The organism is Micromonospora sp. AMSO12t (genome assembly GCF_008806585.1).
GTDB classification, from domain to species: Bacteria; Actinomycetota; Actinomycetes; order Mycobacteriales; family Micromonosporaceae; genus Micromonospora; species Micromonospora reichwaldensis.
The window spans coordinates 85,240-99,910 of sequence record NZ_WAAS01000002.1; the positions used below are offsets into that span (position 1 = coordinate 85,240).

Genomic DNA, 14,671 nt, shown 5'->3' on the forward strand with positions numbered 1-14,671 from the left:
TCTCGTGACACCACAGGTCCCCGGGCGGCTCAGGAGAGCCCGAGGTCCTGGTCGATGAGGTCGAACAGCTCCTGGTTGCTGGCCACCCGCAGCCGGTCGGCGACCTCGGCGGTCTCCTCCCGGCGTTCCTCGGCGGTGCCGAGCCGTTCGAGCAGGCTGTGCAGCCGCATCGTGATCCGCACCCGGCCGATGTCGTCCGGGTCGCGCAGCGCGAGGGCGCTCTCCAACTGGTCCAGCTCCGACAGCGTCGGCAGGGCCTCCACCGAGGCCTCGCTGAGCAGTTCGGCCCGCAGGTGCTCGGCCAGCGCCTGCGGCGTCGGGTAGTCGAACACCACCGAGCTGGGCAGGCTCAGCCCCGTCGAGCGGGCCAGCCGGCCCCGCAGCTCCACGGCGGTGAGCGAGTCGAAGCCGAGGTCCCGGAAGGGCCGGCCGGCCTCGACGGCGTACGGGCTGTCGTGGCCGATGACCTCGCCGGCGGCGGTGCGGATGAGGTCCACCAGCAGCCGCGCCTGTTCGGCCTGCGACAGCTCGCCGAGCCGCTTGCGCAGCTCGCCGGCGACCTGGTCACCGTCCTCGGCGTCGGCCCGCGCCGCCGCGGCCTGGGCGGCCACCTCGGCGATCTCGCTGATCAGCGGCCGGGGCCGGGCGGAGGCGAACACCGGCGCGAAGCGGTCCCAGTCGATGTCGGCGACGGTGAGGGCGGTGTCGTCGCCGTCGAGGCCGGCGCGCAGGGCGGCCATCGCCGGTTCCCGGTCCAGCAGGGACACCCCGCGCCGGCTCATGGCCGCCGCGTGCGCGTCGGTCACCATGCCGCCGCCGGCCCACGGCCCCCAGTTCACCGAGAGGTGCCGGGGACCCCCGGCCGGCCGGGACTGCGCCCAGGCGTCCAGGAAGGCGTTGCCGGCGGCGTACGCGCCGTGGTCGCCGACGCCCCAGACGGCCGCGATGGAGGAGAAGTGCACGACCAGGTCGAGCGGCTCCGGGTCGAGGAACTCGTCGAGGTGCCGGGCGCCGGCGATCTTGCCGGCGACGACGTCGGCGAGTTCCGCCCCGGTCACCGCGGCGACCGGGTTGAGCCGGCCCACCCCGGCGGCGTGCACCACCGCGTGCACGGTCTCGCCGTCGGCGCGCAGGCCACGGACCAGCTCGGCGACCGCGTCCCGGTCGGCCAGGTCGCAGGCCAGCACCCGGGCCTCGGCGCCGAGGGCGGCCAGTTCCGCCACCGCCTCGTCCGCGCCGGGGGCCGCCGCGCCGCGCCGGCTGACCAGCAGCAGCCGCCGCGCGCCGTGCCGGGCGAACCAGGCGGCGGCGTACCGGCCGACGGCGCCCGTGCCGCCGGTGACCAGGACGGTGCCCGGCGCCTGCCAGTCGGCCGCCGCCTCGGCGCGGGGCGCGCGGGCCAGCCGGCGCAGGTACGTCCCGGAGTCGCGCACCGCGAGCTGGTCCTCGTGCCCGGCGGCGGTGAGCGCCGCCAGGACGTACTCGGCGGCGGCCGGGGTCAGGGTCTCGGGCAGGTCCAGCAGGCCACCCCAGTGCCGGGGGTGTTCCAGCGCGGTCACCAGGCCGAGGCCCCACGTGGTGGCCTGGGCGGGGCGGACGACGGGGTCGCCGTCGGCGGTGGCGACGGCCTGCCGGGTGAGCAGCCAGAGTGGCACCGGGGGCAGGGCGTCCGTGACCGCCTGCACCAGGGCGAGGTTCGCGGTCAGGCCCAGCGGCACGGCGGGCCGGTCGGGCTGCGGTCGCTCGTCGAGGGCGAGCAGCGACACGATCCGGGTCGGCACGGCGCCGGCCAGCTGCGCGGCGAGCGCCGTGCGGTCGGTCGTGGCCGGGTCGACGGCGAGCTGCCGCACGGTGCCGCCCCGGGCGGTGACGAGCTCGGCGAGCCGGTCGACGACCGGCTGGTCCGTGCCGCTGTGGACCAGGGTCCACGTGCCGTCGACGGCACCCGGGGCGAGGGCCTGCGGACGCCAGGTGACCCGGTAGCGCCAGCCGCCGGCGAGGGTGTCCTCCTGCTGCTGGCGCCGCCACCGGTCCAGGTCCGGCAGCAGTTCGCGCAGCGGCCGGTCCGCGTCGAGGCCGAGCCGCCCGGCGAGCGCGTCGCCGTCGCCCGACGCCACGGCCCGCCAGAACGCCGAGTCGACGTCGTCGGGCGCGGCGGCGGGGGTGTGCGCCGGCGCCGCGTCGAGGGTCGGCCAGAACCGCTGGTGGTCGAACGCGTACGTGGGCAGGTCCACGGGGCCGACGCCGGGCAGCAGCCGCGACCAGCGGACGGCCACGCCGTGGCAGTGCAGTCGGGCCACCGCGCCGAGCAGGGTGGCCACCTCGTCCTGGCCGGGCCGCTGCACGCCGGTCACCATGACCGGGGCGTCCGCCGGCAGCGCGTCGGCGGTCAGGGCAGTCAGCACGGTGTCCGGCCCGATCTCCAGGAACCGGGTCACCCCGTGGGCGTGCAGGTGGGTGACGGTGTCGGCGAAGCGGACCGCCTCGCGGACGTGCCGGACCCAGTAGTCGGGGGTGCAGAGCTGCTCGGCGTCGATGACCGCGCCGGTCAGGTTCGACACCAGCGGCACCGTCGGCGGGGCGTACGACAGGCTCGCCGCCACGGCCGCGAAGTCGGCGAGCATCGGCTCCATCAGCGGGCTGTGGAAGGCGTGGCTGACCCGCAGCCGCTTCGTACGCACGCCGAGGCCGGCGAAGTGGTCGGCCAGCTCGGTCAGCGCGTCCTGCGCCCCGGCGACGACGACGGCGGCCGGCCCGTTCACGGCGGCGACGGCGACCTGTCCCGACGTGCCGTCCAGCGCCCGCAGCACGTCGACCTCGGGCGCGGCGACGGCGAGCATCCCGCCGCCGGCGGGCAGGGCCTGCATCAGCCGGCCCCGGTTGCCGACGAGCGCGCAGGCGTCGGGCAGGTCGAGCACCCCGGCCACGTGGGCCGCGCTGATCTCCCCGACGGAGTGCCCGGCCACGAAGTCGGGCCGGATCCCCCAGTGTTCGAGCAGCCGGAACAGCGCCACCTCGACGGCGAAGAGCCCGGCCTGGGTGAAGGCCGTCTGGTCGAGCAGGTCGGCCTCGGCGGTGCCGGGCTCGGCGAAGAGCACCGTGCGCAGCGGCCGTGGCAGGTACGCGTCCAGGTGCTGGCACGTCTCGTCGACCGTCGCGGCGAAGACCGGGAACGTCTCGTACAGGCGACGGCCCATCCCGGCGTGCTGGGCGCCCTGGCCGGAGAAAAGCGCCGCCAGCGCGCCGCCGGGCTCGGCGACGCCCCGGGTTAGTCCGGGGTGCTCCTCGCCGGCGGCGAGTGCCCGCAGGCCGCCGAGGGCCGCGTCGGCGTCCGCGGCGAGCAGCACCGCGCGGTACCGCAGCGGGGAGCGTCCGGTGGCCAGTCCCCGGGCCACGTCGGCGGCGGGCGTCGCGGTGCCCGGCAGCCAGTCGGCCAGCCGGGCCGCCTGGGCCCGCAGGCTGCTGGCGGCGTCGGCCGAGACGACCCAGGGCAGCACCGGCGGTCCGTCGGCCGGCCGGGGCGTCGGGGTGTCGGCCGGCGCGGCGGCGGGCGCCTGCTCGAGGATGACGTGCACGTTGGTGCCGCTGACCCCGAACGACGACACGCCGGCCCGGCGCGGCCGGTCCGCATCCGGCCACGGCTGCGCCTCGGTCAGCAGCGCGACCGCGCCCGCCGACCAGTCCACGTGCGGCGAGGGCTCGTCCACGTGCAGGGTGGGCGGCAGCAGGTCGTGCTGGAGCGCCATCACCATCTTGATCACGCCGGAGACGCCGGCGGCGGCCTGGGTGTGGCCGATGTTCGACTTGACCGAGCCGAGCAGCAGCGGCCGGTCGGCGGGCCGGTCCCGCCCGTACGTGGCCAGCAGCGCCTGCGCCTCGATGGGGTCGCCGAGGCGGGTGCCGGTGCCGTGCCCGTCGACGGCGTCCACGTCGGCGGCGGTCAGCCGCGCGTTGGCCAGCGCCTGGCTGATCACCCGCTCCTGCGCCGGCCCGTTGGGGGCGGTCAGCCCGTTGCTGGCGCCGTCCTGGTTCATCGCCGAGCCGCGCACGACGGCCAGGATCCGCCGGCCGTCGCGCTGGGCGTCGGAGAGCCGCTGCAACATCACCAGGCCGACGCCCTCGCCCCAGCCGGTGCCGTCGGCCGCCCCGGCGAACGACTTGCACCGGCCGTCGAGGGCCAGCCCTCGCTGCCGGGCGAACTCCAGGAACGGGCCGGGGGTGGCCATCACCGTCACGCCGCCGGCGACCGCGACGTCGCACTCGCCCTGCCGCAGGGACTGGCAGGCCAGGTGCAGCGCCACCAGCGACGACGAGCAGGCGGTGTCGACGCTGACGGCGGGGCCCTGCAACCCGAAGTGGTACGCCAGCCGACCGCTGATGACGGCGGCGACGTTGCCGGTGGCCTGGTAGCCCTCGGTCTCGACCCGGGCGGCCATCAGCAGCGTCGCGTAGTCCTGGCCGTTGGTGCCGACGAAGACGCCGGTGTTGGTCTCCCGCATGTCGGCCGGCGCGGTGCCGGACCGCTCGAACAGCTCCCAGGCGCTCTCCAGCAGCACCCGCTGCTGCGGGTCCATCACCATCGCCTCGCGCGGGGAGATGCCGAACAGGGCGGCGTCGAAGCCGGCGGCGTCGGTGAGGAAGCCGCCCTCCCGCACGTACGAGGTGCCGGGCCGGTCGGGATCGGGGTCGTAGATCGCCGCCAGGTCCCAGCCCCGGTCGGCCGGGAACTCCGCGATGCCGTCGCGCCCCTCGGCGACGAGTCGCCACAGGTCCTCCGGGCCGGCGACGCCGCCGGGGTAGCGGCAGCTCATCGAGACGATGGCGATCGGCTCGTCCAGCGCGGTGGCGGCCCGCACGGGCTCGGCCGCCGGGGTGTCGTCGCCGGTGAGCCGGGTCGCCAGGTGCTCGGCGAGGGCGTCGGGCGTCGGGCGGTCGAAGACCAGGGTCGCCGGCAGGTTCAGCCCCACCGCCTCGGCGAGCCGGTTGCGCATCTCGACGGCGCTGAGCGAGTCGAAGCCGATCTCCCGGAACGACCGGTCCGCCGCGAGCGCCTGCGGCGAGGACAGTCGCAGCACCGCCGCCGCGTGGACCCGGACGAGGTCGAGCAGGACGCGGCGCCGTTCCGGTGCGGCGAGTCCGGCCAGCCGGCCGCGCAGCGGTGAGGCCGCGTCGGGCCCGTCGCCGTCGCGCTGCCCGGCGGCGAGCAGCCGCGCCACCTCCGGGACGTCGGCGATCAGCGGCCGGGGGCGGGCCAGCGTGTAGGTCTGGAGGAACCGGTCCCAGGCGATGTCCGCCACGGTGAGCGTGGTGTCGCCGTGGTCCAACGCCTCGGCCAGGACGGAGACCGCGAGGTCGGGGCGCATGGCCCGCACGCCCGAGCGGAACATCTGGTCGGCGGCGCCCTCGGCGTCGACCATGCCGCCGCCGTCCCAGGCGCCCCAGGCGACGGCGGTGGCGGCCCGGCCGCGCCGGCGCCGGTCCTCGGCGAGCGCGTCGAGGAAGGCGTTGGCCGCGGCGTAGCCGCCCTGGTGTCCGCCGCCCCAGACGCCCGCGCCGGAGGAAAAGAGCACGAACGCCGACAGCTCGTCGCCGCACACCTCGTCGAGGTTGACCGCGCCGGCCACCTTGGCCCGCAGGGCGTCGGCGAGGTCGGCCACGTCGGTGGCCGCGACCGGTGCGGCGTGGGCGACGCCAGCGGTGTGGAACACGGCCCCGATGCGGGTGCCCTGCCCGGCGAGCCGCTCGACGAGGGCCCGCACGGCGGCGGGGTCGGCGACGTCGCAGGCGGCCACGGTGACGGTGGCGCCGGCGGCGCGCAGTTCGTCCGCCAGCTCGTCGGCGCCGGGCGTGGCGGGGCCCTGGCGGCCGGTCAGCACCAGCTCGCCGACGCCCTCGCGGGCCAGCCAGCGCGCCACCTGGGCCCCGATCGACCCGAGGCCGCCGGTGACCAGGACGGCGCCGCTGGCGGGACGCCAGTCCCCCGTCGCGGTGCGCTCGGCGCGGGCCCGGACCAGTCGCCGGGCGAACACCCCGGAGGGGCGCAGCGCCAGCTGGTCCTCGGCGTCGACGCCGGCCAGCACCGCCACGAGGCGGCCCCGGTCCCGGGGGTCCAGCTCGGTGGGCAGGTCGACGAGGCCGCCCCAGCGGTCCGGGTGTTCGAGGGCGACCACCCGGCCGAGGCCCCAGAGCATCGCCTGGCGGGGGCGGTCGAGCGGGTCGGCCCGGCCGGTGGAGACCGCGCCGGTGGTGGCGCACCACAGGGGGGCGGTGATCCCGGCGTCGCCGAGGGCCTGGACCAGGGCGTACGTGCCGGCGAGTCCCGCCGGCACCACCGGGTGGGTCGGGTGCGCGACGTCGTCCAGGCCGAGCAGGGAGAGCACGCCGGCGACGGCGCCGGTGCGCGCCAGCCGCTCGGCCAGCGCCTGCCGGTCCGTCCCCGGCACGTCGATCCGGACGACCTCGGCCCCGCCCTCGGTGAGGGCCCGGGCGACGCCGTCGACCAGGGGGCGCGCGGCGCCGTCCGCCGGCACCAGCAGCAGCCAGGCGCCGGACAGGGTGACCTCCGGCGCGACGGTCACCGGCTTCCAGGTCACCCGGTAGCGCCACGAGTCCACCGTGGACTCGTCGCGGCGGCGTCGGCGCCACGAGGAGAGCAGCGGCAGCGCGGGGTCGAGGGCCCGGGCCGCCGTCTCGTCGATCCGCATGGCGGCGGCCAACGCCTGCGGGTCGGCGCGTTCCACGGCCTCCCAGAAGTGCCGGTCCGCCTCGTCCTGGCCGGCAAGGGCGGGGCCGGTCGTGACCTGCGCCTGCGGCCAGTACCGCTGGCGCTGGAAGGCGTACGTCGGCAGTTCCACCGGCGGGCCGGTGCGGGCGCCCAGGACGGCCGTCCAGTCCACGGGCACGCCGTGCACGTGCAGCCCGGCGAGGACGGTCAGCATCCGGGGCCAACCGCCGGCGTCGGTGTCGTCGGCGGCCACCACGACGGCGTCGTCGACGCCCTGCGCGATCTCCCGCATTCCGGCGGCGAGCACGGGCCCGGTGGCGGCCTCGACGAGGACCTGGTGGCCCTCGCCGAGCAGGGCGCGCACGACCGGGTCGACGTCGACGCCGTCGGCCAGCCCCCGGTACCAGCGGGCGGCGTCGAGGCCGTCGGTGTCGACCCGTCCGCCGGTCGCCGCCGAGTACAGCGGCACCTCGGCCGCCCCGAGGGTGGTCCCGGCCAGCGCGCCCGGGTCGGCGTCGGCCCGGCTGCCGAGGGCGATCGTCCTCGCCGCGTCCTCCAGCGACAGCGCGCCGGCCACGCAGGCGGCCGCGACCTCGCCGTGGGCGTGCCCGACCACGGCGGCGGGCCGGACGCCGAGCGAACGCCACCAGCGGGCCAGCGAGACCGCCACGGCCCACCGGACGGGGTTCGTCACCCGGGTGTCCGTCGCGGGCGGGGCGCCGTCCGCGCCGCGCAGCACGGCGGTGAGCGACCAGTCCACGTGGGGTGCGAGGGCCGCCTCGCAGGCGGCGATCGAGGCGGCGAACTCCGGCGCCCGGTCCAGCAGCTCGACCGCCGTGGCGGGCCACGGGTCGCCGTGGCCGGGGAAGACGAGGACCGGGTCGCCGCCGCGCAGCGCGGTGCCGGTGACCGTGTCGGGGGTGGCCTCGCCGAGGCGGAGCGACTCCAGGGCCCGCGTCAGGCCGACGGTGTCGCGGCCGAGGACGACGGCGCGGTGCCCGAACGCGGCCCGGGTGGTCGCCAGGGCGTGCGCGACGTCGGCCGGGGCCAGCTCCGGGTGCGCCGCGAGGTGCGCGCCCAGCCGGGCCGCCTGTTCGCGCAGCGCCGGGGCGTCCACGGCGGAGAGCACCAGGGGTACGACGCCGGCGCGCGGACGGTCGGCGGCGCGTGCCTCGACCGGCTCGGCGGGCGGCTGCTCGATGATCACGTGCGCGTTGGTGCCGGAGATGCCGAACGACGACACCGCCGCCCGACGCGGCCGGCCGACCTGCGGCCACGGGGTGGGCTCCGTCGCGAGGGCCACCGCCCCGGCCGTCCAGTCGACGTGCGGCGACGCCTCGTCCACGTGCAGGGTCGCCGGCACCAGACCGTGCCGCATCGCCATGACCATCTTGATCACACCGGCCACACCGGCAGCCGCCTGCGTGTGCCCGATGTTCGACTTCACCGACCCCAACAGCAGCGGCCGATCCCCCGGACGCTCCTGCCCGTACGTCGCCAGCAGGGCCTGCGCCTCGATGGGGTCGCCGAGGGTGGTGCCGGTGCCGTGCGCCTCGACGGCGTCCACGTCGGCCGGGGTGAGGCGGGCGTTCGCGAGGGCCTGGTGGATCACGCGCTGCTGCGACGGGCCGTTCGGCGCGGTCAGACCGTTCGAGGCGCCGTCCTGGTTCACGGCCGTGCCCCGCAGCACGGCGTGGATGCGCCGGCCTTCCCGCTGGGCGTCGGAGAGCCGCTGCACGAGCAGGACACCCACGCCCTCGCTCCAGCCGGTGCCGTCGGCCGAGGCGGCGAACGACTTGCAGCGGCCGTCCTGCGACAGGCCCCGCTGCCGGGAGAACTCGATGAACGTCCCCGGCGTCGCCATCACCGTCACGCCACCGGCCAACGCCAGATCACACTCACCGGAGCGCAACGCCTGCGCCGCGAGGTGCAGCGCCACGAGGCTGGAGGAACAGGCGGTGTCGACGGTGACGGCCGGGCCTTCGAGGCCGAACGTGTACGCCACCCGGCCGGACAGGACGCTGCCCGAGTTGCCGGTGCCGACGTAGCCCTCCACCTCGTCGGCCAGCTCCATGAGCTGGGAGGCGTAGTCGTGGTACATGACGCCGGCGAAGACACCCGTCCGGCTGCCCCGCAACCGCTGCGGATCGAGACCGGCGGACTCGAACGACTCCCACGACGCCTCCAGCAGCAGCCGCTGCTGCGGGTCCATCGCCAGGGCCTCGCGCGGCGAGATGCCGAAGAAGCCGGGATCGAACTCGCCGGCGCCGTAGAGGAAACCGCCGTGGCGCGTGTACGACGTGCCGGGGTGGTCGGGGTCGGGGTCGAACAGGCTCTCCAGGTCCCAGCCGCGGTCGGTGGGGAACTCCCCGATGCCCTCGCCGCCGGCGGCCAGCAGCGCCCAGAGCTGGTCGGGCGTCTCGACGCCGCCCGGGTAGCGGCAGGCCATGCCGACGATGGCGATCGGCTCGTCGAATGCGGCCGTGGCCCGCGCCCCGGACGCGGCGGGACCGGCGGCGGCGCCGGCCAGTTCGGCGTGCACGTGGACGGCGAGCGCCTGGGGCGTCGGGTAGTCGAACACCAGCGTCGAGGGCAGCCGGAGGCCGGTGGCCGCGTTGACGCGGTTACGCAGGTCGACGGCCGTCAGCGAGTCGAAGCCCAGCTCCCGGAACGCCCGGTCGGCCGGCACCGCCTCCGCGCCACCGTGCCCGAGCACCTGCGCGACGAGGCCGCGTACCAGCACGTCGATCTGGGCCCGCGCCTCGTCGGCGGCGAGGCCGCTGACGCGGGTCGCCCAGGTGGTGCCCTGTCCCGCCTGGCGGCGCGTCGTGGTCGTACCGACCAGGTTGCGGAGCATCGGCGGCACCAGGCCGGCGCCAGCCGCGGCCCGGAGGGCGGCCAGGTCGATCACGGCCGGTACCAGGGCCGGCCGGTCGGCGGTCAGGGCGGCGTCGAACAGCCGCAGCCCGGTCTCGGCGCTCATCGCGGTGACGCCGCCCCGGGTCGATCGCGCCCGGTCCGCCTCATCGAGGGACGCGCCCATGCCGGGGGTGTCCCACATGCCCCATGCCAGGCTGACGGCCGGCAACCCGAGCTGCCTCCGGTGGACCGCCAACCCGTCCAGGAACGCGTTGCCCGCCGCGTACGCCGACTGGCCCGGCGAGCCGAGCACCCCAGCCACCGACGAGAACACCACGAACAAGTCGAGATCCAGCGACGCCGTCGCCTCGTGCAGGAACCAACCCGCCGACACCTTCGGCGCCAACACTCCGGCGAGGCGCTCGGCCGTCAGCCCTTCCACGATCCCGTCGTCGAGGACACCAGCGGTGTGCACCACGCCCGCCAGGCGTTCCCCGGCGGTGACCTCGGCGACCAGCGCACCGACCTGGTCCCGGTCCGTCACGTCGCAGGCGGCAATCCGTACCGACGCGCCCAGCGCCGTCAGCCGCTCCGACAGCTCACCCGCGCCCGCGGCCTCCGGGCCACGCCGCGACACCAGCACCAGCGACCGCACCCCGTGCACCGACACCAGGCGCTCCGCGACCAGCGCACCCAACGCACCCGTACCACCGGTCACCAGCACCGCACCGCCACCCACAACCGGCGCCTCCACCGACGCCGGGGCCACCGCGCGCACCAGACGCGGCACGAACACCCCACCCGCACGCACCGCGACCTGACCACCGAACGCCACCGGCTCGTCAGCCACCGTGGCCAGCACACCCAGCAACCCGGCATCCACGTCACCGTCGACGTCCGCCAGCACGATACGACCCGGATGCTCCGACTGCGCCGAACGCAGCAGACCCCACACCGCCGCACCGCCCAGGTCGGACACCCGGTCGTCGGCACCCACCGACACCGCGCCCCGGGTCACCACCACCAGCCGCGACTCCGCCAGCGCGTCGGCCGCCAGCCAGGACCGGACGGCCGCCAGCACGGCCGTGGTCGCCGCGCGTACCGCGTCGGGGTCGTTGTCGGCGGCGTCCGCCGGCAGGTCGGCGTCCCCGTCGTGGACCGGGAGGGTCTCCGTCCCGGCGTGGTCGGGTCGGCGCAGGCTGCCCGCCGGCACCAGCAGCAGGCGCGGCGCCACGCCCGACGGCCCGGCGGCCGCCGCGGTCACCGCCTCGACGTCGGCGAACGCCGGCAGGTCGGCGGCGGCGGGCGAGCCCACCAGCGCCCACCCGGAGACGTCCCCGGCCGGGGTGACCTCCTGGGCCTGCCAGGCGACCTCGAACAGCGACCGGGCCGACGCGTCCGGGGACGACGACACCCCGGTCAGTTCCCGCAGCGCCAGGGAGTCCACCGACACCACGGCCGCACCCGACTCGTCGCACGCCACCAGCCGCACCGCCGAGCCCGCGCGCGACAGCCGCACCCGCAGCACCCGCGCGCCCGAGGCGTGCACCTGCACGCCCTCGAACGCGAACGGCACCCGCGGCCCGCCCGAACCCTCCGCACCGGGCAGCAGCCCGATCGGGTGCAGGGCGGCGTCCAGCAGCGCCGGGTGCACCCCGAAGCCCGCCGCGTCGCCCGCCACCTCGTCCGGCAACGCCACCTCGGCGAACACCTCGTCGCCGCCGGTCGTCCACACCCGGCGCAGCCCCCGGAACACCGGCCCGTACGCCAGACCGCGCTCGGCCAGCGCCGGGTACCAGCCCGCCACGTCCACCTCGGCCGCGCCGGCCGGCGGCCACTCCCCCACGCCCGGCTCGTCGGCCGTCGCCGGCTCCAGCACGCCCTCCGCGTGCCGGACCCACTCCGGGTCGACGGTCTCCTCCGGCTGGGAGTGCACGGTCACCGACCGGGTGCCCGCCTCGTCGGCCGCGCCGACGCGCACCTGCACCCGCACCGCACCCGCCGACGGCAGCACCAGCGGCGCGGCCACGGTCAACTCCCGCACCCGCGACGCGCCCACCTCGTCGCCCGCCCGCACCGCCAACTCCACCAGGGCGGCGCCCGGCACGATCACCACGCCGGAGACCGAGTGGTCGGCGAGCCACGCGTGCGTCGACGTGGACAGGCGGCCGGTCAGCACCACCATGTCCTCGCCGGCCACGGAGACGGCCGCGCCGAGCAGCGGGTGCCCGGCCGCCCCGAGGCCCGCCCCGGAGACGTCCGTCCACCGGCCCGCCGGCTCCAGCCAGTACCGCTGGTGCTGGAAGGCGTACGTCGGCAGGTCCAGGTGCCGACCGCCGGCCCGGTCGAGCAGGTCGGCCCAGCCGACGGTCACGCCGTGCACGTGCAGCAGCGCGAGGGCCTCCAGGAGGGCCTGCGGCTCGGGCCGGTCGTGGCGCGACACCGGGGCCAGCAGGGGCGCGGTGTCGTCCTCCGCCCGCTCGGCGAGGCAGTTCTGCGCCATGGCGGTCAGGACGCCGTTCGGCCCCACCTCCAGGTAGGTGTCGACCTCCTCGGCGCGCAGGCAGTCGACGGCGTCGGCGAAGCGCACGGTGCCGCGTACGTGGCGCACCCAGTAGCCCGGGTCGCAGAGCTGGTCGGCGTCGGCGACGCGGCCGGTCAGGTTCGACACCACCGGAATCGTCGGCGGCCGGAACGTCAGCCCCTCGGCGACGGCCGCGAACTCGGCCAGCATCGGGTCCATCCGCGCGCTGTGGAAGGCGTGGCTGACCCGCAGCCGGCGGGTCTGCACGCCCCGCTCGGACCACACCCGCTGCACCTCGTCGAGGGCCTCGACGTCGCCCGCCACCACCACGGCGGCGGGGCCGTTCACGGCGGCCACGTCCAGCCGGCCGGTCAGCCCGGCGAGGGAGGCGACCACGGCGGCCTCGTCGGCCGCCACGGCGAGCATGCCGCCGCCCGCCGGCAGGGCCTGCATGAGCCTGCCCCGCGCGGCGACCAGCGCGCACGCGTCGGCCAGGGAGAGCACGCCCGCCACGTGCGCCGCCGCGATCTCGCCGATGGAGTGCCCGGCCACCAGGTCCGGCGCGACCCCGAACGACTCGACGAGCCGGAACAGGGCCACCTCGACGGCGAACAGGCCCGCCTGGGTGAAGACCGTCTGGTCCAGCAGCTCCGCCTCGGGCGTGCCCGCCCCGGCGAACAGCACCTCGCGCAGCGCGCGCGGCAGCAGCGGGTCGAGGTGCCCGCACGCCTCGTCGAGGGCGGCGGCGAAGACCGGGAAGGCCGCGTACAGCTCGCGACCCATGCCGGCGCGCTGCGCGCCCTGACCCGAGAAGAGGAAGGCCACCCGGCCGCGCGGGGCCGACGCGCCGGTGGTGACGGCGCCGGTCGGCTCGCCGGCGGCGAGGGCCCGCAGCCCGGCGAGCAGGTCGTCCGCGTCGCCCGCCAGGACGACCGCGCGGTGTTCGAGCCCCGCGCGGTTGACCGAGGAGGCCGCGACGTCCAGCGGGCGCAGGGAGTCGACGCGGGCGAGGTGGTCGGCCCAGCGGCCGGCCTGCCCGGCGAGCGCCTCGGGCGTACGGGCGGAGAGGAACACCGGGGCGAGCGGGAGCGCCACCGGCGCGTCGGCGGCGGGCGGGGCCTCGTCGGTGGACGGGGCGTCGTCGACGGGCGCCTCCTCCAGGATGACGTGCGCGTTCGTACCGCTGATGCCGAACGACGACACGGCGGCCCGGCGCGGCCGGTCGGCGGCCGACCACGGGCGTGCCTCGGTCAGCAGCGACACCTGCCCGGCGGACCAGTCGATGTGCGGGGACGGCTCGTCGACGTGCAGGGTGGCGGGCATGGTGCGGTGCCGGATCGCCTCGATCATCTTGATCAGTCCGGCGGCGCCCGCGGCGGCCTGGGTGTGGCCCAGGTTCGACTTGACCGAGCCCAGCCAAAGCGGTCCGCCCTCGCCCCGGTCCTGCCCGTACGTGGCCAGCAGCGCCTGCGCCTCGATCGGGTCGCCGAGGGTGGTGCCGGTGCCGTGCGCCTCGACCACGTCGACGTCGGCCGGGGACAGCCGGGCGTTCGCGAGGGCCTGCCGGATCACCCGCTCCTGCGACGGGCCGTTCGGGGCGGTGAGCCCGCTGCTGGCGCCGTCCTGGTTGACGGCGCTGCCCCGGACCACGGCGAGGATGCGCCGGCCGTCGCGGCGGGCGTCGGAGAGCCGCTGCAACAGCAGCACGCCGACGCCCTCGGACCAGCCGGTGCCGTCGGCGGCGGCGGCGAACGACTTGCACCGGCCGTCCGAGGCCAGGCCCCGCTGGCGGGAGAAGTCGGCGAAGGTGCCCGGGGTGGACATGACCGTCACGCCGCCGGCGAGCGCGAAGTCGCAGTCGCGCTGGCGCAGCGCCTGCGTCGCGAGGTGCACGGCGACCAGCGACGACGAGCACGCCGTGTCCACCGTGACCGCCGGGCCCTCGAGCCCGAAGGTGTACGCCACCCGCCCGGACACCACGCTGCCGGAGTTGCCGGTGCCGATGTAGCCCTCGACGCCATCGGGCAGGTCCAGCACCCGCGACGCGTAGTCGTGGTACATGACCCCGGCGAAGACGCCGGTCCGGCTGCCGCGCAGCCGCTGCGGGTCGATGCCGGCGTGCTCGAACGCCTCCCAGGAGGTCTCCAGCAGCAGCCGCTGGTGGGGGTCCATCGCCAGGGCCTCGCGGGGGCTGATGCCGAAGAAGCCCGGGTCGAACTGCGGCGCGTCGTAGAGGAAGCCGCCCTGGCTGCTGGTCGATGTGCCCGGGTTGTCCGGGTCGACGTTGAAGAGCCGCTCCAGGTCCCAGCCCCGGTCGGCCGGGAAGTCGCCCACCCCGTCGCCGCCCCGGTCGACGAGGTCCCACAGCTCGGCCGGGCTGGACACGCCGCCCGGGAACCGGCACGCCATCCCGATGACGGCCATCGGCTCGCGGTCCTTGGCCTCCACCTCGCGCACCCGCCGACGCGCGTCGCGCAGGTCGGCAGTCGCACGCCGGAGGTAGTCGAGGAACTCTGCCTCAGTGGGCATCGGGCCACTCCGTATCGGGGTTCGAGGTGTGCGAC

1 protein-coding gene is annotated in these 14,671 nt (G+C 77.0%); it reads right to left on the bottom strand.

Going from position 1 to position 14,671, the window contains the following annotated elements; all coding sequences use genetic code 11:
• Nucleotides 1-29 precede the first annotated feature (29 nt).
• Complete coding sequence (locus F6X68_RS00825; protein ID WP_151452412.1) at nucleotides 30-14,636, bottom strand: type I polyketide synthase; 14,607 nt, start codon at nucleotides 14,634-14,636, stop codon at nucleotides 30-32.
• Nucleotides 14,637-14,671: the final 35 nt, after the last annotated feature.

Coding starts and splice junctions, on each gene's coding strand:
- F6X68_RS00825 (WP_151452412.1), bottom strand. CDS start 14,636: ATGCCCACTGAGGCAGAGTTCCTCGACTACCTCCGGCGTGCGACTGCC.